20 protein-coding genes and 1 pseudogene are annotated in these 19,281 nt (G+C 74.4%); 12 read left to right on the top strand and 9 right to left on the bottom strand.

The window, feature by feature from the left end:
• From IF73_RS0130905 to IF73_RS42310, 7 genes and pseudogenes are all read left to right on the top strand, one after another.
• Positions 1-1,191: glycosyltransferase family 4 protein (locus IF73_RS0130905; RefSeq protein ID WP_051717484.1), on the top strand; the 1,191-nt coding region annotated here is incomplete at its 5' end.
• Positions 1,188-2,036 carry a class I SAM-dependent methyltransferase gene (locus IF73_RS39955; protein WP_031013817.1) on the top strand — a complete coding sequence of 283 codons (849 nt, stop codon included), beginning with the start codon at positions 1,188-1,190 and terminating at the stop codon, positions 2,034-2,036. The genes IF73_RS0130905 and IF73_RS39955, both read left to right, overlap by 4 nt.
• Positions 2,033-6,313, top strand: coding sequence for an alpha-(1->3)-arabinofuranosyltransferase domain-containing protein (locus IF73_RS0130895; RefSeq protein WP_199806748.1), 4,281 nt, complete (start codon positions 2,033-2,035; stop codon positions 6,311-6,313). The genes IF73_RS39955 and IF73_RS0130895 overlap by 4 nt, the downstream gene beginning before the upstream one ends.
• The gene (locus tag IF73_RS0130890) at positions 6,313-7,617 is read left to right on the top strand and encodes a condensation protein (protein WP_031013815.1); all 1,305 of its coding nucleotides are present in this window, start codon (positions 6,313-6,315) and stop codon (positions 7,615-7,617) included. The genes IF73_RS0130895 and IF73_RS0130890 overlap by 1 nt, the downstream gene beginning before the upstream one ends.
• A gap of 122 nt (positions 7,618-7,739) precedes the next feature.
• Positions 7,740-8,435 (top strand): class I SAM-dependent methyltransferase, encoded by a 696-nt coding sequence (locus IF73_RS0130885; protein WP_031013814.1) that lies wholly within the window; start codon positions 7,740-7,742, stop codon positions 8,433-8,435.
• Between the two features lie 4 nt (positions 8,436-8,439).
• Positions 8,440-9,327: pseudogene (locus tag IF73_RS0130880) on the top strand (DMT family transporter); the annotation flags it as partial.
• A gap of 70 nt (positions 9,328-9,397) precedes the next feature.
• Positions 9,398-9,625, top strand: coding sequence for a Trm112 family protein (locus IF73_RS42310; protein WP_078868352.1), 228 nt, complete (start codon positions 9,398-9,400; stop codon positions 9,623-9,625).
• A gap of 185 nt (positions 9,626-9,810) precedes the next feature.
• On the opposite strand, the gene IF73_RS0130875 is transcribed toward IF73_RS42310, so the two are convergent.
• Both IF73_RS0130875 and IF73_RS0130870 read right to left on the bottom strand, forming a co-directional pair.
• Positions 9,811-10,116: a hypothetical protein gene (locus IF73_RS0130875; protein ID WP_031013812.1), complete on the bottom strand. Its 306-nt coding sequence runs from the start codon at positions 10,114-10,116 to the stop codon at positions 9,811-9,813.
• Positions 10,117-10,186: 70 nt separating this feature from the next.
• On the bottom strand, positions 10,187-10,396 hold the full coding sequence (locus IF73_RS0130870; RefSeq protein ID WP_031013811.1) for a hypothetical protein: 210 nt from the start codon (positions 10,394-10,396) through the stop codon (positions 10,187-10,189).
• A gap of 124 nt (positions 10,397-10,520) precedes the next feature.
• Here IF73_RS0130870 and IF73_RS0130865 point away from each other — a divergent pair, with 124 nt between their 5' ends.
• Positions 10,521-10,955 (top strand): DUF6892 domain-containing protein, encoded by a 435-nt coding sequence (locus tag IF73_RS0130865; RefSeq protein ID WP_031013810.1) that lies wholly within the window; start codon positions 10,521-10,523, stop codon positions 10,953-10,955.
• 13 nt (positions 10,956-10,968) lie between these two features.
• Here IF73_RS0130865 and IF73_RS41260 read toward each other — a convergent pair whose 3' ends face one another.
• The 4 genes from IF73_RS41260 to IF73_RS0130845 are packed head-to-tail and all read right to left on the bottom strand — an operon-like array spanning position 10,969 to position 13,852.
• Positions 10,969-11,106 carry a hypothetical protein gene (locus tag IF73_RS41260; protein WP_158822196.1) on the bottom strand — a complete coding sequence of 46 codons (138 nt, stop codon included), beginning with the start codon at positions 11,104-11,106 and terminating at the stop codon, positions 10,969-10,971.
• A gap of 52 nt (positions 11,107-11,158) precedes the next feature.
• Positions 11,159-12,427, bottom strand: a complete 1,269-nt coding sequence (locus IF73_RS0130855; protein ID WP_031013809.1) for an MFS transporter — start codon at positions 12,425-12,427, stop codon at positions 11,159-11,161.
• On the bottom strand, positions 12,424-12,963 hold the full coding sequence (locus tag IF73_RS0130850) for an ArsR/SmtB family transcription factor (protein WP_031013808.1): 540 nt from the start codon (positions 12,961-12,963) through the stop codon (positions 12,424-12,426). The genes IF73_RS0130855 and IF73_RS0130850 overlap by 4 nt, the downstream gene beginning before the upstream one ends.
• Positions 12,964-13,009: 46 nt before the next feature.
• Positions 13,010-13,852 (bottom strand): SDR family NAD(P)-dependent oxidoreductase, encoded by an 843-nt coding sequence (locus IF73_RS0130845; protein ID WP_031013807.1) that lies wholly within the window; start codon positions 13,850-13,852, stop codon positions 13,010-13,012.
• A gap of 104 nt (positions 13,853-13,956) precedes the next feature.
• On the opposite strand from IF73_RS0130845, the gene IF73_RS0130840 reads away from it, so the two are divergent.
• Positions 13,957-14,571, top strand: a complete 615-nt coding sequence (locus IF73_RS0130840) for a CGNR zinc finger domain-containing protein (protein ID WP_031013806.1) — start codon at positions 13,957-13,959, stop codon at positions 14,569-14,571.
• Between the two features lie 31 nt (positions 14,572-14,602).
• Here the strand turns inward: IF73_RS0130840 and IF73_RS0130835 are convergent, their stop codons facing one another.
• Positions 14,603-15,346 (bottom strand): class I SAM-dependent DNA methyltransferase, encoded by a 744-nt coding sequence (locus IF73_RS0130835; RefSeq protein WP_031013805.1) that lies wholly within the window; start codon positions 15,344-15,346, stop codon positions 14,603-14,605.
• Positions 15,347-15,509: 163 nt separating this feature from the next.
• Here IF73_RS0130835 and IF73_RS40695 point away from each other — a divergent pair, with 163 nt between their 5' ends.
• A complete protein-coding gene (locus IF73_RS40695; RefSeq protein ID WP_199806747.1) occupies positions 15,510-15,677 on the top strand; it encodes a hypothetical protein in 168 nt (55 codons plus the stop codon).
• 76 nt (positions 15,678-15,753) lie between these two features.
• Here IF73_RS40695 and IF73_RS0130825 read toward each other — a convergent pair whose 3' ends face one another.
• Together IF73_RS0130825 and IF73_RS0130820 are read right to left on the bottom strand one after the other, a co-directional pair.
• Positions 15,754-15,969, bottom strand: a complete 216-nt coding sequence (locus IF73_RS0130825) for a hypothetical protein (protein WP_031013804.1) — start codon at positions 15,967-15,969, stop codon at positions 15,754-15,756.
• Between the two features lie 71 nt (positions 15,970-16,040).
• Positions 16,041-17,297, bottom strand: coding sequence for an MFS transporter (locus tag IF73_RS0130820; RefSeq protein WP_037881042.1), 1,257 nt, complete (start codon positions 17,295-17,297; stop codon positions 16,041-16,043).
• A gap of 149 nt (positions 17,298-17,446) precedes the next feature.
• Here IF73_RS0130820 and IF73_RS0130815 point away from each other — a divergent pair, with 149 nt between their 5' ends.
• A complete protein-coding gene (locus IF73_RS0130815) occupies positions 17,447-18,328 on the top strand; it encodes a winged helix-turn-helix transcriptional regulator (protein WP_031013802.1) in 882 nt (293 codons plus the stop codon).
• Between the two features lie 80 nt (positions 18,329-18,408).
• Positions 18,409-19,128, top strand: coding sequence for a leucine-rich repeat domain-containing protein (locus tag IF73_RS0130810; RefSeq protein ID WP_031013801.1), 720 nt, complete (start codon positions 18,409-18,411; stop codon positions 19,126-19,128).
• Positions 19,129-19,281: the final 153 nt, after the last annotated feature.

Here is a 19,281-nt window from a genome sequence, read left to right as displayed (position 1 = left end):
CCCCCGCAGCTCACTCCCGCCCCGCCGCCCCCGCTCCCCCAGGCCCCGGCCGGACGCGTCCAGAACCGCGCCCGCCGGACCGGGCCGCCGCGGCGTGTCGTCTTCCTGGCCCACCGCGGCGTCGGAAACCCCGCCGCGGGCGGCTCGGAACTCCTCATCGACCAACTCGCCACCGGACTGACCGAGTTCGGCCACGACGTCACGCTGCTGTGCGGCGGGACCGCGGCCCGGCGCCCGTACCGCGTCGTGTCGGCCGGAGGCCCGTTCGGGCACTTCCTCACGGCGCCGTCCGCCTTCCGGCGGCACGTCGGCTCGTGCGACCTGCTCGTGGAGGTGTGCAACGGCATGCCGTACCTGTCGCCGCTGTGGCACCGCGGCCCGACGGTGTGCCTGGTCAACCACGTCCACACGGAGCTGTGGGGGATGCGCTTCCCGGGGCCCGTCGCCCGCACCGGGCGGCTGCTGGAGCACTGGGCGCTCGCCCGCGCCCACGGGGGCAACCTCCTCGTCGCGGTGTCCCCGTCGACGGAGGCGGCGCTGCACGCCATCGGGGTGCCCCCGGAGCGGATCCGGGTGGTGCACAACGGCGTTCACGAGCCGTCGCCGCGCACGGCGCGGTCGCCGGAGCCGATGTTCCTCGCCCTCGGCCGGCTGGTCGACTACAAGCGCGTCGACCTGCTGCTGCGGCTCTGGGAACGCGTCCGGCCGGTGACCGGCGGCCGGTTGGTCGTCGTCGGCGACGGTCCCGAACGCGAGCGGCTGCGGCGGCTGGCCGGCGACGGCGTCGAGTTCACCGGCCACGTGTCCGAGGAGGAGAAGCACCGGCTGCTGTGCGAGGCGTGGCTCCTGCTGCACCCCGCGGCCGTCGAGGGCTGGGGCCTCGTCGTCACCGAGGCCGGTGCCCGCGGCACGCCGACGCTCGGGTTCGACGTACCCGGTCTCCGGGACTCCGTGCGGGACGGCGTCACGGGCGTCCTGACCCGCGGCGAGTCCTCGTTCGCCGCCGCGTGGTGCGCCCTCGCGCTGGACACCGGCCGACGCGAGGCGATGGGCGAGGCCGCCGCCCGGCTCGCCGCCGAGTTCCGGTGGAGCGGCACCGTGCGCCGGTTCCGTGCCATCGCGGCGGAGGCCGTGGAGCCGGCCGGGCCCCCGGGCCGGGTCGGTCGTCGCGCGGAAGGCGTACGCCGATGAGGGACCCGTCCTTCCGCCGTTCCCTGGCGCTGTTCCGGGCCTTCCTCCGCGAGCAGGACGACCCTCACGCGGCGTACGAGCTGCTCGCCCGGGACGCGGCGGACCAGGTCGAGCGGCTCGTGCCGCTGGAGGGCCGGGTCGTCGTGGACGTCGGCGGCGGGCGCGGCTACTTCACCCGGGAGTTCCGCCGCCGGGGCGCGCACGGCTACCTGTTCGAGCCCGACCCGGCCGAGCTCGCGCCGACCGGTTCCGGCGCGACCGGGACCCGTACCGGCGACACGGCAGCCGGTTCCGGCGGGACCGGGCCCCGTACCGGCGACACGGCGACCGGTTCCGGCGGGACCGCGGCCTGTTCCGGCTCGACGGCGGCCGGTTCCGGCGGAACGGTCGTCGTCGCGGACGGCTATCTGCTGCCGCTCGCCGACGGCGTGGCGGACGTGTGCTTCTCGTCGAACGTCCTGGAGCACGTGCGGGACCCCGGCACCTTCCTGAGCGAGCTGGTGCGGGTGACCCGGCCCGGCGGCCTGATCTACGTCTCGTTCACCAACTGGCTCTCGCCGTGGGGCGGCCACGAGTGGGCGCCCTGGCACTACCTGGGCGCCGAGCGGGCGCGGGCCCGCTACGAGCGGCGTACCGGCCGGGCGGCCAAGCACCGGCTCGGCGAGAACCTGTTCGCGATCGGCGTCGGTTCCACCCTGCGGCAGGTCAGAGGGCGAGACGACGTCGAGATCCTCTCCGCGCGCTCGCGCTACTGGCCGGTGCTGCCCGGGGTCGTCACCCGGGTTCCGGTGGTCCGCGAGTTCGCGACCTGGAACCTCCTCCTTCTCCTTCGGCGGTGTTCATGACCAGCCTCCTTCCTGTCCGCCCGCCGGCCCCGCCCGGTCCCGGTACCGGGTCCGGAGCCGCCGCGCCGAGCCCCCGGCGGGCGTCCCGGCGGTGGCTGTTCGGCTTCTGGGCCGCCGGGTTCGCGGCCTTCCTGGCGGTCTCGCCCGGCCGGATGACGTTCGACACGAAGCTGGGTGTCGTCACCGATCCGTGGAAGTTCCTTGCGGACCTGGGCCAGTTGTGGCACGACCGGGCTGGATTCGGCGGGATCGCCGACCAGTACGCCGGTTACGTGATCCCGATGCTGCCGTTCCACGCGGCGGCCGATCTGGTGCGGCTGCCGGTCTGGCTGGCCGAGCGGCTCTGGCTGTCGATCGTGGTCACGACCGCGTTCTGGGGCGCGCTGCGGCTGGCGGAACGGTTCGGCGTGGGCTCCGCGGCGTCGCGGACGGTCGGCGCGGCCGTCTACGCGCTGTGGCCGACGTACACCATCGTCATCGGCTCCACCTCGGCCGCCGCGCTCCCCGGGGCGCTGCTGCCGTGGGTGCTGCTGCCGCTGACTCACCCGGGCACGAGCCCGCGGCTCGCCGCGGCCCGCTCGGCGCTGCTGATCCCGCTGATGGGCGGGGTGAACGCCGCCTCCACGCTGGCGTCGCTGCTGCCCGTGGGCCTGTACCTGCTGTCCCGGCCCGCCGGCCCGCGCAAGCGGGCGCTGATCGGCTGGTGGACGCCGTGCGTGATCCTCGCGACGGCCTGGTGGATCGTGCCGCTGCTGCTCCTCGGGGTGTACGGCGAGAACTTCATGCCGTACGTGGAGACCTCCCGGACGACGACGGCGACCATGTCGGCGACCGAGGTGCTGCGCGGCGCGGGGAACTGGGTGGGCTACCTCCACTTCGGCGAGGCGTGGCTGCCCGCCGGCTGGACGGTCGCCGCGTCGGCCGTCGTGGTGGCCGGTTCGGCGCTGGCCGCGGCCCTCGGTCTGGCGGGGCTCGCCCGCCGGGACCTGCCGGAGCGGCGGTGGCTGGTGCTGACGGTCTGCGTCACCGCGCTGATCACGCTGGCCGGTTACGGGGGCGCGCTCGGCGGCCCCTTCCACGCGACGGTGCAGGGGTGGCTGGACGGGCCGCTCGTGCCGTTCCGGAACGTCTACAAGTTCCAGACCGGTGCGGCGCTCGCGCTGGCGCTGGGCGTGACCCATCTGGCGGCCGTGGCGCTCCCCCGGGCCGTTCCGGTCCGGTTCCGGCGGCTGCTGCCCGCCGTGGCCGCGGTGCTCGTCCTGCCGGGTCTGGCCTGGCCGTATCTCAACGGCACGATCCTCCAGCCGGGCGCCTTCCGGAAGCTGCCCTCGCACTGGGAGGCGACCGCGGACTGGCTGGCCGAGCACTCCCCCGAGGACCGCGCCCTCGTCGTGCCGGCGACCGCCCACGGCCTCTACACCTGGGGGTCGCCGATCGACCAGCCCCTCGACGTGCTGGCCCGGTCCCCCTGGGCGCAGCGCGACTACGTGCCCTTCGGCACCCCCGGCAGCCGGCGCGTCCTGGACGCCGTGGAGCAGGCGCTGGCGTCCGGCGGCGAGGTCCCCGGGCTGGCCGCGTACCTCGCCCGGGCGGGTCTCCACCACGTGGTCGTGCGCAACGACCTCGACCCGGACCAGGTCGGGCACGTGCCCACGGCGACGGTGAAGCGGAGCCTGGAGGCGTCCGGGTACCGGCGGGTCACCGGCTTCGGTCCGCTGCTGACCGACGGCCGGATCCCGGACGACACGCCCCTGCAGGTCGAGGGGTTGTACCCGCGTCAGCGGGCGGTCGAGATCTACGCGCCGCCGGCCGGCACCCCGCGTCCCGGGCGGGTGCGCGTGTCGCCGGTGGCGGACACGGCGGTGGTCAGCGGCGGGCCCGAGATCCTGCTGCCGCTGTCGGCGTCGGGCGCCGTGACCGGCCGGCCGGCGGTCCTGGCCGGCGACGCCCACCCGGGAGTGGACGCGCCGTCGCTGTACGCGGCCGGCGACGGGCTGCGCCGGGCCGACACCCGGTTCGGTCTCGTGAACTCCGCGACGTCCCACACGTACACGGCCGAGGAGCGCAACGCGGCGGAAGCGGTGCAGGACCCGGGCGCGGAGCCGCGCCAGATCCTGCCCACGACCGACCCCGCCCACCAGACCACCGCGGTGCTGCGCGGCGCGCGGTCCGTGACCGCGTCCTCGGTCGGGAACTGGCTGTTCCACCTCCCCCAGTACGACCCGGTCAACGCCTTCGACGGAAACCCGGACACCGCCTGGGCCGAGGGCTCCCCCGGTACGCCCCGGGGCGAGTGGCTGCGGATCGACTTCGACGCCCCGGCCACGATCCCCGCGACACTGGACCTGACCCCGCTGCCCAGCGGCGAGGTCCGTGCCGCGCCCACCGTGGTGAGGGTCGAGACCGACCGCGGCAGCGCGGTCAGCCCGCTGCGCCCCGACGGCACCGCCCAGCGGGTCGCCGCGCCGCAGGGCGAGGCGAGCTGGCTGAAGCTGACGATCCTCGACTCGCAGCAGGGCCGCCCGGGGCTCACCGGCGCCGGGTTCGCCGAGGTCACGGTGCCGGGCGTGCAGGTCACCCGGATGCTGCGGCTGCCCGCCGACGCGCCCCGGGAGGTCGCCGGGCCCGTCGCGTACACGCTGAACCGGGGCAGCGACCCCGGCGGCCTGTCCGCCGTGCCCGCCGAGGTGGGGCTGCACCGGCAGTTCACCGCCGCCAGGTCCGGCGACTACACCGTGCGGGCCACCGCCCTGCCCGTGCCGGGCAGGGAACTCGACGACCTGCTGTTCGCCCTCACCGGGCGGCGGGAGCAGATCGTGGTGACCGCGGACTCGACGGCGCGGCTCGGCACGAACCTGAGCCCGCGCAACCTCACCGACGGCGACCTGACCACGGCGTGGGTGGCCGGCGACCGGCCCGTGCTCCGGCTGTCCTGGCCGGAGAAGACCGCGGTCGGCGAGATCGTGCTCGCCGCGTCCGGCGGCCTCGCGACCCGCCCCGAGCAGCTGCGGATCAGTTCGCCGGACGGCGCCGCCATCGCGTCCGTGGACGACAACGGTGTGGCGCGGTTCGCCGCCATCACGACGGACCGGATGGACATCGCCGTCTCCAGGGTCGCGCCGCTGACCCTGCACAATCCGGTCGCGGACCGGCAGCTGCAGCTGCCGGTGGGGCTCAGCGAGCTGCACATCCCGGCGCTGGAGAAGTACCGGGCGCCGCAGCCGGATCCGGCGAAGCGGTTCGTGCTGCCCTGTGGCAAGGGCCCGGTCGTCTCCGTCGACGGCCGGTTCCTGGAGACGAGGGCCGAGGGTCGGATCCGGGACCTCACCGAGCGGCGTCCGATCACCGTCTCCCTGTGCACCGACGGCAGCAGGGTCTCCCTCGCCCGCAGCACCCACACCGTCGAGGCCGGTGACACCGGTCCCCTCGCGGTCACCCGCGTCGACCTGACGAGCGGTGCGCCCGAGGCCGCCGCGGCAGCGCCGCGCGAGGTGGAGGCGGTCTCCGGCGGCGGCGACCGGCGCACGGTGCGGGTCGGCGCGGGCGACGCCTCGTACCTCCAGCTGCACGAGAACCACAACGCGGGCTGGACGGCCGAGCTCGACGGACGGGAGCTCACGCCCCTGCGCGTCGACGGCTGGCAGCAGGCGTGGCTCCTCCCCGCCGGCGCGGGCGGGACCGTGACGCTGGTGTACGAACCGTCCCGCCTGTACTCCGCCGGGCTGACCGTCGCGGCGGGGTCGCTGGTGGTGCTCGCCGGGCTCGCGCTGCCCGGACGGCGCCGGCGGGGCTCGGGGGGTGGGACCGGGAGCGGTACCGGGAGGGGGACCAGGAGCGGGTACGGCAGGGATGCCGCCGGCGGTGCCGGAAGCGGGCCAGGGAGCGGACTCGGAACCACACCCGAGCCGCCCGCGCCCGGGCTGCTGCTCGGCACCGTCGTCCTGACCCTCGTGGGCGTGGTGATCGCGGGGCCGTTGGCGGTGCTCGTCCCCGTGCTCGCGGTGATCGCCTGGCTCCGTCCGGCCCTGCTCGCGCCGCTCGCCTTCGCGGCGATGACCGGCGCGGGGGTCGCGGCCCTGACCGGCGGCACGGCCGTCCTGGACCGGGGCGCGTACGGCGCCACGGCCCAACTCCTGTCCGTGACCGCCCTGTTCGCCGCCCTCGTCACGGTGCGCCGAGGGTACGACGCCGGGACCGGCGCCCACCGTGCCGGGTCGCCCGGCCCGCGCGCCGGCGCGCACGGACCGGCCGCCCTGCCCGGAGAGGAGAAGGACTGATGGCCACCGAGCACCGGACGCGCTCCACGACCCGGCAGGACCGGCACCCGCGGCCGAGGGTGCCGTTCACGGTCGCGGACGAGATCGCCCGGCACTGCGCCGACGCGCGCGAGCCGAACACCGTACACATCGAGCTCCATCTGCCGGGCCGTGTCGGGCACGATCGGCTGCGCGAGGCGTTCGGCCGGGCGCTGGCCCGGCACCCCCGGGTGCTGATGCGGGAGCGGCCGCGTGGGCCGTTCGCCCGGCGCTACGAATGGGAGCTGACCGACCGGGCCCGCGCCGACGTGGTGGTCTTCCCGCCATGTGAGCCCGGGGCGCTCGCCCGGGCCCGGCACCGGGCCCTCACCGAGCCCCCGTCGCTGGCGGAGCCCCCGCCGCTGCGCCTGGAGGTCGTCGAGGAGCCGGACGGGGAAGGCTGCGTCCTGCTGCTCGCGGTGCACCACACGGCACTCGACGGGCCCGCTTGCCTGCGCATCGTCGCGACGGCCGCCGAGCTCTACGGCGGACGCCCCGCCCCGCCGGCCGCGCCGCCGGTCCGCCCGCCGGCCGGAACGGTCCCCCGGCGGGAGGGCCGGGGGACTCCGGTCGCCCGCGTCGCGGCCGGCAGCCCCGGGCCGACCCCCGGCAACGCGATGCTGGTCACCGAACTGCCCGTGCCGCGCCGCCCGTCCGGCGCCGCGCACACCGTGAACGACCAGCTGATGGTCGCCACGGCCCTGACCGTCGCCGACTGGAACCGGCGCCAAGGGGCGCCCGAACGCCCGCTGCGGATCACGATGCCCGTCGACGACCGCAGCCGGGGGCCCGCGATGCCGATCGGCAACGGCACCCGGCTCGTCGAGGTCGGCTACTCCCCCGCCGAGGTCCGGCCGGGCACCGACCTCGGCGCCCTGCTGCGAGTCACGGCCGGACGCACCCGCGCCCTCAAGGCCCTCGACCGGCCCCCGTTGGGGCGTGCCGCCGAGCTGCTCACCTCCCCGGTCCTTCCGGTCGCGGCCCGCGCGGTGCTGGCCCGGGGCGCGCGCCGGCTCGGGTCCCGGTGGATCTCCACGACACTGCTCAGCAACATCGGCCGGATCCCCTACCCGATGGACTTCGGCGACGCGGGCCGGGCCTCCGCGGTGTGGGTGTCGGCGCCGGCCGCCATGCCGCGCGGCCTGACCTTCACGACCGCCTCGACCGGCGGCCGGCTCCACCTGGTGGTGCGGTGGTCCCGGGCCCTCCTGGGGGACGAGGACGGCCGCCGGCTCACCGAGACCTTCGCCGACCGGCTGGCGGCGACCGATGCGGAGGCGCTGTGAACCCGAACCGGGGCGAAGCGGAGGCGGATGCTCCGGGGGTCTCGGTGGGCACCACCGCCGTCGGCGACGGCGCGGGACCGGGCACGGAAGCGGTCGCTCCCGGCGCCGACTCCCCTGCCGGCCTGCGCGACTTCTACGAGAACCCGGCCGTCCCGGTCGCCTCCGGCGACGCCCGGAGCCGGCGCCAGGCCCGGCTGCTGGCCGAGGCGCTCGACCGGCCCGGGGCGCTGGTGCTCGACGTCGGCTGCGGCGACGGCACCGCGGCGGCGACGGCGGGCCCGCTCCTCGCCGGGCACCGGATCGTCGGCGTCGACTGGTCGCAGGACGCGCTCCGCCGCGCCCGGCCGCGGATGAACGCCGTCGTCCGGGGCGAACTGGACGACGGAGGGCTGCCGTTCGCGGACGGCTGCGCGGACGCGGTGCTGTTCAGCGAGGTCGTCGAGCACCTGGTCGACCCGGACCGGGCCATGGACGAGCTGCGGCGCGTGCTGCGCCCGGGCGGCCATCTGATGCTCTCCACCCCCAACCTCGCCGCCTGGTACAACCGGGCGCTGCTGCTGTCCGGCTGGCAGCCGGTGTTCTCGGAGGTGAGCCTGCGCGGCATCCACGGCCGGCCCGGCAGCGAAGTGGTCGGCCACCTCCGGCTGTTCACGGCGCGGGCACTCCGCTCGTTCCTGCGGTCGGCCGGGTTCACGGACGTCCGGATCTCCGGGGCGCCGTTCCACGGCGTGCCGCGCGGGCTGCGCCTGGTCGACCGCGCCGCGTGCGCGGTGCCGTCGGCGGCGTCCATCCTGCTGGCGCACGCCCGGCGGAGGTAGCGCCGTGTGGTGGGGAGTGGCGGCGGCGCTGACGGCCAACGTGCTGTACAGCGTCGGCTTCGTCCTGGAGAAGCGGGCGCTCGGGGCACTGCCCGCCCTCTCCGCCGGGCGGCCGGTGCGCGTCGTCGCCGCCCTGCTCACCAGCCCCGCGTGGCTGGCGGGCGCGGTGGTCCTGGCCGCCGGCTTCGCCGCCCAGCTGTTCGTGTACCGGGCACTGCCGATCGCCGCCGCCCAGGGCATCTTCGTCTCCGGCCTCGTCCTGCTGCTCGTGCTGTCGTCCTCGCTCCTGGGCGAACGTCCGTCGGGCCGCGAACGCCAGGCGGTCGGCGCGGTGCTGGTGGCACTGCTGATGGTCGTGGCGTCGGTGCGCGAGGACGACGAGGTCGCGAGCGGGGACGCGCCCTGGGAGGTGGTGCTCATGGTGTCCGTGCCGACGCTCGCGACCGGCGTGGCCCTGTACGGCCAGGTGGAGCGGCGGGCGCGCCGCCGCCACCGGGTCCCGACGAACGGCATCGGGTACGGCGTCGCCGTCGGGCTCCTCTACGGCGTCAGCTCGCTCGCCGTCAAGGGCGTCTCGGGGCGGCTCACCAGCGCGGACGTCCCCGAGGCGGCGGGGGCGCTGCTCGCTTCGCCGTACCCGTACCTGCTCCTGTTCACCGCCGGCGCGGGGCTCGTCATGTCCCAGACGGCGCTCCAGCGTTGCCGCGCCACCCTGATCGTGCCCGTGTGTACGACGGTGACGTGCCTGTTCACCGCCGTGGCCGGGACGCTGGCCTTCGGGGAGCGGCTGCCGGACGACCCGCTCCTGCTCTGCCTGCGTACGGCGGGTACGGCCCTGGCCCTGGCCGTCCTGCTCCTCCTGCCCCGCCACGACCCGCCGCGCGCCCAGGCGCCGGTCCCCCCGATTCCCGCGCCGCGTCGCAGAGGCCGGCGCCGTCACTCACCCCCCAGCGAGGACTCCCATGTCTCCCACGGCACCCACCCCTTCCCCGGTGCTCGACGCCACCCTGCTCCGCATCCTGGCCTGCCCCCTCGACAAGGGCCCGCTGACGCTGCCGGCCGACCAGGACGCGCTCTATAACCCCCGGCTGCGCCTGCGGTACCCGATCGTGGACGGTATCCCCCAGCTCCTGCCGTCGTCGGGGCAACGGGTCTCGCCCGAGGCGCACGAGCGGTACGTGAACGGATGAGCGGCGTGGCCGGCATGGACGGCGTGACGATGTCGGGTCCGGGAAGGCGGTCACCGCCGCCTTCGTGTTCGCGCCGGACGCTCCGTGGGCCTTGTAGCCCCTAGCGGTCGGGAACGGCTGGGCGGGCCTCACGTCCGCGCCCTGAGACCCGCTCCCGAGGACCGGCCAGGCGACGGTGAGGCCGATCATCTCTGCCAGGAGAACGCCTCGACCGACGCGATGTCACCCGCCGCCAGCAGACCGAAGAGCCGGAGGGTCTCCTCACGGGTGACGTCCCTCGTCTCCCCCGGCGTCACCGAGTCCTCGTCCGGGTTCTCCCAGACCAGCAGACCGCCCCGGAACGCGCTGAGGCACCACCCGCTCTCATGGGTGAGCGAGACGTCGGGGTGCTCGTCATCGGCCTGTGCCAGACCGTCGAGCACACGCCTCATCCCTTCCGCATCAGGCTCGTCGACCGTCCCGCCCATGACGTCGTACATGAAGTAGCTCATGCGCCCATTACCGCACGTGGCTCCGACAACGGCTCCTCGCCCACGTCACGGCGGTGAGGCGGTCAGGCGGTCAGGCGGTCAGGTCCGAGATGACCGCGCGACAGGCGTCCTGCAGGTCCTCGTCGTTCGCGACGCCGCCGAAGCGGCCGCTGCGGCGGAGGAGTGTGAGTTCGGTTCGGATGCGCGGCAGGGCCGGTTCGGCGGCCGGGCCCATGCGGTGCAGGCCGTACGCGTGGCTCATCGCCGCCCAGTCGATGCTGTCGAGTGCGTTGATCGTCATGGTCGTCACTATGGCGACCGGCACTGACGAACGAGGGCGTGGAACGCGCTGTCCCCCTGGTCGGCGCCGTCCGGCCGTCGGCCGGACGGCGCGCCGTGTCGTACCTCCGTGGTACGCATGACCCATGAGCCAGTTCCACGATTTCAACCTCAAGCTGCTCGTCATCGAGGAGCTCATGTACGGCCCCGAGCCGCTCCTCCCCGTCTACGACCTGCCCGCGCTGCTGTCCGAGCGGGGGATCGGCGATCCCGCGTCCTACGTCCTGACGAACGGCCTCCACGCGGAGGTGCTGCCGGAGTCGCGGGCCCATTTCGAGGCGCTGGAGATCCCGGCCGAGCTGCTCGCCCGCGTCGAGGAGCTGTGCTTCGACGCCGGAGCGGACGTGTTCCGGCACTGCGCCCCCGCCTGGGACGGCGAGGACGACCTGTTCGACGTCCGCTCGCTCGACGACCTCGACCTGCTCCCCAACCTGCGGGAGATCACCTTCCTCGAGGACGGCGTCCTGGCCGTACCCGACGCGGCCGAGATCTTCGCCGCGCGAGGCATCGAAACCGACTGAGCATCGGTGCGACTCACCTGCGCGCGCCCGTGCATCGCCGCGTGGTGACGGCGCTCCCGGCCACGGCCGCCGCGATCAGGGCCGTGAACGCGTCGGGCGTCCAGGTGCGGTCGTCGAGCCGCAGCCGTCCGTCCTGCACGAGCGTCGTCACGGCACTGGCGGCGATCGGAGCCGGAGCCGGAGAGGCAGCGGCCCGGTGGTCGTCAACGTGCCGCGTGGTGCGCGCGGTGGGGGTCGTCGGCCGGGGCGGCGGCGCGGAGCGCCGCCTCGACCCTGCGGTTGCTGGTCATGGTCGCGGTGACGGCGGTCATGGCGAGGAGGAGGCCGGCGGCGGCGTAGAGCGGGGTGCGGATGTCGTACGTGGTGGCGAGCCATCCGCCGAGGAAGGCTCCGAACGGGGCGGCGCACATGGCGAGCATGCGGGAGGTGGAGGCGACCCGGCCCATCAGGTGGGCGGGGACGATCGCCTGTCGGAGCGAGGGGGCCAGCACCATCGTGGCGCCCATGCCCGCCCCGCAGACGGCGAGGGCGAGGCCGGCGGCGTACGGGTTCGGGGCGGCGGCCACTCCCAGGATGGCGAGTCCCTCGACGGCGGCGGTGCAGGTGAGTGCGGTGCCGGTGCCGAGTCGGCGGCCGAGGGAGGAGGCGATGGCCGCACCGAGCAGGCCACCGGCGGCTTCCGCCGTGAGGAGCAGGCCGAAGCCGTAGGTGTCGATGCCGAGCCGCTCGTGCGCGAAGAGGGCGAGTACGGTCTCCACGGCGAGGAAGGCGACGTTGCCGACCGCCGGACGGAGCGCGAGGCCCAGCAGCAGCCGGTCCCGGAAGACGTACGCGGCGCCGGCCCGGGCCTGCCGGAGCAGCGATTCCCGGCCGTCCGGTGCGGGCCTGGGCGTGGCGGGCAGCGTACGGACGAGCAGCGCGGAGAGCAGGAACGACACCGCGTCGGCGAGCAGGGGCAGCGAGCGTCCGAGCGCGAGCAGGGCGCTGCCGGCCGGCGGTCCCGCGAAGCCGGCCATGGCCGTCTGTGCGCCGCGCAGGCGGGAGTTGGCGCGCTCCAGGAGCGCGGGGTCGCGGTGGAGCAGGTCGGGCAGGTAGGCCGTGGCGGCCGTGTCGAAGAAGAGTCCGCCGAGGCCGAGCAGGAAGGCGACGGCCGCGAGCAGCGGAATGCTCAGCACGTCGAGTACGGCCGCGGCCACGGGTATCGCGAGCAGCGCCGCGCGCGCCGCGTCCGTGATCCACATCGTGCGGCGGCGGTCCCAGCGGTCCACGAGCGCGCCGCCGAGCACTCCGAAGAGCAGCCACGGCAGCGTCCCCGCGGCCGAGACGACGGCGAGGGCCATCGGGTCCCGGGTCAGCGTCAGGGCGAGCAGCGGCAGCGCGGCGTGCGACACCCCGTCGCCGAGCGAGGAGATCGTCTGCGCGGTCCACAGCCGTCCGAAGCCGGTCGGCAACTTTCGCGTGTCTACGGTCACTTGGCGGCTCCTTCGGCCTGCTCGCCCGATGCCGGGTGGAACAGTGCGAAGACGAGCGAGGCGTCCGGCAGCGAGGGATCGGACAGCTCCCTGTACTCCTCCGCCAGTGCCTGCAGCCGCGCCCCGAGTTCGGCGAACTGCTCCTCGGTGAGCCGGAGATGTGCCATCCCGACGTGTCGCTCGGCGTCCTTCGGCGACGCCTCCAGATCCGCCACGGCGTGCCGCATCAGCACATCCGGCCCTCCCTCGCCCGGGTCCGGCAGCACGATCGACCGGGCGGCCATCGCGTAGTACCGCTCGGTGACCCCGCGCACCTTCCGCGTCCGCACCACCTTCACCAGGCCGGCCCGCTCCAGCAGCCGCACGTGATAGCTGGAGCTCCCCTTCGCGAGGCCGACCCGCTCGGCGATCTGCGTGATCGTGGCCGGCTCGAAGCGGAGCACGGCCATGATCCGGTGGCGCGTCAGATTGGAGACGGCGCGCAGCTGTTCGTCTGTGGTGACGTGAATCGACTCGGGGATCTCATCGGTAGGCATGCGCCAATGGTCAACACTTCTTGACCATTGCGCAAGGGGTTTGCCCCTACCGGTCGACGGCGTCGGTCACACCCCGCCAGCCGTCCAGGTCCGCGAGGCGCGCGTCCAGGGCCGCGCGCATGCCCGTCGCGCTGGACGTGCCGAGGGCGAGGCGCAGCGGGGGGTGGGGGCTGTCGACCGCGGCCCGGATGCCTTCGGCGATCCGCGACGCGGTGGAGAAGGCGGATGCCGGCAGCTCTCCGATCCCCTTCTGGACCTCGCGGACGGTCTGGTCGTAGTCGCCCAGGCCGTCGGCGACATCGAGGCGGGCAAGGAAGGGGGTCGCGGTCATTCCGGGCTGGATGAGCGTGGCCTTGACGCCGAGCGGTGCGACCTCGGCCGCGAGGGCGTCCGACAGCCCCTCGACCGCGTACTTGGTGGCGGCCAGCAGACCGACGCCGGGGTGGGCGGACTGCCCGTAGACCGACGAGCCCTGGAGGATGTGCCCGGACCGCTGGGCGCGGAGGACCGGCAGCGTCGCGCGGAGCACGTTGAGCACCCCGAAGACGTTGGTGTCGAAGACGGCGCGGACCTGCGCGTCGGTCGCCTCCTCGACCGCTCCGAACAGGCCGTATCCCGCGTTGTTGGCCACGACGTCGATACGGCCGAAGTGGGCGCGCGTGGCGTCCACCGCCCCCTGGACGGCTTGTTCGTCGCTCACGTCCGCCGGGAGGAGGAGCAGGCGCTCACCGTGCGCTCGCCCCAGTTCGTCCAGTGGGGAGGTGTCGCGGGCGAGGGCGGCGACGGCTTCGCCGTTCTCCAGCGCCTGGCGGGTCAGTTCGCGGCCGATGCCGGAGGTCGCGCCGGTGATGAGCCATACGCGGAGGTGGGTCTGGTGACGGGGATTCATGTTGCGACCGTATGACGTTAGCTCGCAACGCGTCAATCCGGATCGAGCAGAAAGTTGCTTACTAGATGAATTAGCGCAGCTCACTGCTGATGTACCATGGAGGGATGAGCAGCACGGCAGCCGGATCACCCAGACCCAGCCCGCGCACCGTCACGCCGACGGTGGAGACCGTTCTCGCGTTCGTGAACACGCGCGCGGACGGATCGGGCCGACGAGAGCTGTTCGCCGACGGCGACTCGTTCGCGGCGTGGCTGGCGGAGCATGACGCGTTCGGACCCGGCGAGACGGTGGTCACCGACGCGGACGCCGCGGTCGCGCGCGAGCTGCGCGATGCGCTCGTGACCGTGCTGCTCGCACACTCCGGCGACGAGGAGAGTCAGGGTGAGCCACTGCTGCGTGCCGAGCGGCACCTGCGACGCGTGGGTGCGCTCTACCCGCTGGCGACGGTCGTCACGGCCGGCGGCGTCGAACTGGCCTCGCCGCAGACGGGGGTGCCGCGCGTGTTCGGTACGGTACTGGCCGCGGTGACGACGTTCGCGCAGACGGGCGACTGGGGGCGGGTCAAGGCGTGCCGTAACCCGCCCTGCCACTTCGGTTTCCTGGACCGCACCCGCAATGGGGCCGGGTTGTACTGCAGCACCGGCTGCGGCTCCCAGGTGTCCATGCGCAAACACCGCCGACGGCAGCGCCGTGACGGTGGTGCGCCGTCCGGGGAGTGAAGCGGAGCGGAGCGGAGGCGAACGGCCGACCTCAGGTCGTCGGCTTGCGCCACACGGAGATGTGCTTCGCGGAGTCCTGGGCGAACGGCGTCCCGTCCCAGTCGGCGACGCGCCGTTCCAGCTCCAGCCCGGCGATCCGTGCCATCAGGTCGAGCTCCGAAGGCCAGGCGTAGCGGTGCCGGGAGTTGCCGCGGCGGTAGCGGCCGTCGTCGCCGTCGCGGGTGAGGTGGTTCGAGACGAGCACCTGCTCGACCAGGTCGAAGGTGTCGAAGCCGATGTGCCGCTCGGAGACGTCGAACGGCACCGCGACCTGGCCGGGCGGCAGGAACCGCAGCGGCGGCACGCCGAGTTCGATCACGAAGCGGCCGCCGGGCGCCAGGTGACGCGCGGCGTTGCGGAAGCACTCGACCTGTTCGTCCTGCGTGAGCAGGTTCGTGATGGTGTTGTAGACCAGGTAGACCAGGGTGAACTCGCCGGGCACCACGGTGGTGGCCATGTCCCCGATGACGACCGGGAGCGTGTCCTCGTCGACCTTGCGCCGCAGCACCGCCGCCATGTGCTCGGACAGTTCGACGCCCACCACCGGCACGCCGCGTTCCCGGAGCGGGACACCGACCCGTCCGGTCCCGATGGCGAACTCCAACGCCCTTCCGACTCCGGCGAGTTCGGCGAGGAAGTCGAGGGTCGGTCCGAGAAAGGCGGCCGACGACATCTCGGCTTCTTCGGCGTCGTAGCGGTCGGCGGTCTCACGGGTCCACAGCTCACTGCTCGTCACGGGCGGCCACTCTGCCGGGTCCCGTGAGGCCCTGTCGACGCATTTTCTGAGGTCGCCTCGGCACGGCACGAACCGCCGGGGCCTCGCTACGTCCGGGGGGGCGACGATGCCCGCGAGCGCGCGGAGGCCGGCGGATGTCGGTCGCGCCGGGGGCCGGGCCGACATGGCCGCCGCGGGCGTACCGGAGCCGTACATCCGGGCGTTCCTCCGCTTCTACGGCGACGGCACGCTCGACGAGTCGCAGGTCCACCCGACCGTGGAGAAGGTGACCGGCACACCGCCCCGCACCTTCCACCAGTGGGCCACCGCCCACCGCACGGCCTTCGTGTGACCCACCCGCCTTCGCCCGCGCCCCAGGACCCCGGCGTGGCGGCTGCACGCGTTGCCAGGGGACCGGCCGGGGTCCCCTAGGCCGCCTCGTAGTCGTGCGCCCGGCCGCCGCGCCACTCCACCCACTGGGGGTCGTCGAGGAGTGCGTCGGCGTCGTCGAGGCCGGCACGCCGCAGGAACTCGACGACGTCCCGGTCGCTGTACGCGAGGCCGAGGATCCCGCCCTGGCGGACGGTGACCCGTCTGCCGCCACCGGGGGAAGGCGGGTGCACCACGATCGGGGCTGTGCTCATGCTTCCAGGGTGCGCCCGATCAGGGGAGGACGCCGACTTGGGGCACCTCGTGCCGCTCCGGGGGCCGGGTGTCAGGTGAGGTCACGGTGGCGGCCCACGCCGCTGGAGAAGAGGTAGAGCGGGGGCAGCAAGGCGGCGGCGCAGACGATCCAGAGGGCGGTGTGGGCGCCGGCGCAGGTGGCGAGGAGGCCGGCGGTGAGCGCGCCGAGCGGCAGGGCGCCCCAGGAGACGAAGCGGACCGTGGCCATCACGCGGGACAGCAGTTCCGGGGGCGACTGGGTCTGCCGGTAGGTGCGGGTGGTGATCGAGCCGATGACGGTGCCGAAGGCGAAGCCGGCGTTGCCCAGGGCGAACCAGTACGCGTCTCCCGCCGACGTGGTGAGCGGGGCGAGCAGGAGCAGCGCGCCGCCGGCCAGGTCGGCGGCGATGATGCCCCACGCGGTGCCGAGGCGTGAGGTCACGCGGACGGCGACGGCCGCGCCGGCGAGCGCGCCGACCCCGTCCATGGCGAGGACGAGACCGAGCTGTACGGCGTCGAGGCCGGCCTCGCGGACCAGGTAGAGGGGGGTGAGGGCGACGAGGGCCGCGTTGAGGAAGTTGGCGGCGGTCGCCCAGATCATGCAGGGCCGCATGACGGGGTGCTTGGTGACGTACCGCCAGCCCTCGCGCATCAGCCGGAGCGCGCTCTCGCCGGTGCGGGGCCCGGGGCGGCTCTCGGGGAGGGTGCGCAGGAGCACGGCGGAGGCCAGGTAGCTGGCGGCGTCGACGACGAGGGCGCCGACGGGGCCGGTCGCGCCGATCAGGACGCCGCCGAGGGAGGGGCCGCCGGTGTCGGTGACGGCGTGCGTGCCGGACATGACGCTGTTGCGGGCCGCGAGCTGTTCGGCCGGGACGACGGCGGGCAGGAAGGTCGAGTTGCCGATGTCGAACAGCACCGTCGCCGCGCCGGTGACGAGTGCGGCGAACAGCAGGTGCGGATACGTGAGGGTGCCGAGCCACCAGGCGAACGGCAGCGAGCCGAGCGCCCCGAACCGTACGAGGTCGAGCGCGACCTGGAGCCGGCGCAGCGGTACGCGCTGCGCGACGACGCCCGCCGGGAGGCTGAGCAGCAGCCAGGAGACCTGGCCGGCGGCGGCGAGCAGCGCGACCTCGAAGGCGGTGGCGTCGAGGACGGTGAGGGCGACGAGCGGCAGGGCGAGGGCGGTGACGGCGCTGCCCGCGCCGCTGACGGTGGCGGCGGCCCAGAAGCGCCAGAAGACGCCCGGCGGAGACGCCTTCCGTGCGTCCTCGTGTCGGTCGTGTTCCGGGATCGCTCGTGCTCCGCTCATACGGCGCCCACCCCCCTGGGTTTCGTTAGTCTCTTTTGGGAACTCACTCGTCCCGAGTGAGTTTCTATCGGGAACTGACCTCATGGCGCAAGATGGTCCCGAGGAGAGCGACCGCAGCGTGCGGAGCGCCGAAGGAGTGGAGACGCCGTATGAGGTCGGTGCCCGAGCGGGACTCCGCCTGCGCGATCGCGCAGGCGGCGGCGGTGGTCGGCGACTGGTGGAGCCTGCTCCTGATCCGGGAGACCGCGCGCGGACACCACCGGTTCGACGCGCTCCAGGAGGAGCTGGGCATCTCCCGGAAGGTGCTCACCGAACGCCTGGCACACCTGGTGGACGCGGGGGTGCTGGAGAAGGTCCCCTACCAGGACCGGCCGGTGCGGCACGAGTACCGGCTGACGGAGAGCGGTCGGGGGCTGCTGCCGGTCCTGCTGTCGATGCAGGACTGGGCGGACCGCTGGGTCTTCGGCGACGGGTCGCTCAGCGGCACCGCCGACGAGGAGAGCGCGGAGGCGCGCCGCGTCGCGGGCCTGGCGGGCGAGCGGCTGCCGCGCCTGGAGCTGCCGGGCCACCGGGACGGCGCGCCGGTGGACCCGGTGGCCGGCGGCGTGGCCACCGTCCTCTTCTGCTATCCGGCGACCGGAAGCCCCGGCCCCCTGCCGGACGGCTGGGCGGGCATCCCCGGCACCGTCGGCTGCACGCTGGAGAACCGGCTCTTCCGGGACGCGTACGAGGACTTCCGCGCGGCGGGCGCGGAGGTACGCGGCGTCAGCACCCAACGCCCGGACGAGCAGCGGGTGTTCGCCGTCGAGGAGGGCCTCCCCTTCACCCTTCTCTCGGACGTCGACCTCCACCTCGCCGCCGCCCTGCGGCTGCCCACCTTCCGGGCCGGACAGCTGCTCCGGCTGAAGCGCGCGGTACTGGTGGTGGACCGCGACCGCGTCGTGCGCCACGCGCGCTTCCCGGTGACGGACATCCCGGCGGCGGTGGACGAGGCGCTGGCGGAGGTACGGCGCCTGGCCGCCGAGGAGTGACGGCTGAGGAGAGACGGCGGAGGAGTGACGGCGGACCGGACGAGCCGCCGCCGAGAAGCGCTGACGAAGGAGAGACGACCGTGCGGGACGCGCTGAACCTGTGGCGCCACGACCTGGGAGAAGTACCCGATTCCGTCTGGCAGCGGACCGGACTCCGCGTGCTCATCCTCGCGGACAACGGGCTCACGACGCTCCCGCCGGACATCGGGCGGCTCCCACGGCTGCGCACCCTGGACCTGGGCCACAACGCCCTCACGTCGGTCCCCGACGAACTCGGCGAGCTGACCGGCCTCGACGACTGCCTCTACCTGCACGACAACAGGCTGTCCCGGATTCCCGACTCGCTGGGGAACCTGACCCGGTTGCGCTACCTCAACGTCGGCGAGAACGCCCTGACCGTCCTCCCGGACGCCATCGGCGGCATGACCGGCCTCGTCGAGCTCAGAGCGCAGCACAACCGACTCACCACCCTGCCCGACACGATCGGCCGGCTCCGCGGCCTGCGCGAGTTGTGGCTGCGGGGGAACGCGATCGAGCACCTGCCGCCGTCGACAGGCGAGTTGGTCGAGCTGCGCCACCTGGACCTGCGCGAGAACTCCCTCACCGACGTACCGACGGCCCTGAAGGACCTCCCGCTGCTGCGCCTGCTCGATCTGCGGAGCAACCGCGTCGACCACCTGCCCGACTGGCTCGACCGGATGCCGTCGCTGGAGAAGCTCGACCTGCGGTGGAACGGGATCGATCCGTCCCTGCCGGTCCTCAGCCGGCTGGAGCGGCGCGGATGCTTCGTGCTGACGTGACCGGGCGGACGGCCGCCGACGACCGGCCCCACCCCGGAGCCCACCGCCCTTGCTGAACACGGGCGTTGATGCGCACGATGCTCGCCGGCCCGGCGGGGCAGCAGGCCCGGATCACCACGCTTCTCGTACGCGACGGTGACCGCGCTCTGGAGC

Source organism: Streptomyces sp. NRRL F-5727 (assembly GCF_000719555.1).
GTDB lineage: Bacteria > Actinomycetota > Actinomycetes > Streptomycetales > Streptomycetaceae > Streptomyces.
This window is presented reverse-complemented; position numbering and strand designations above follow the sequence as displayed.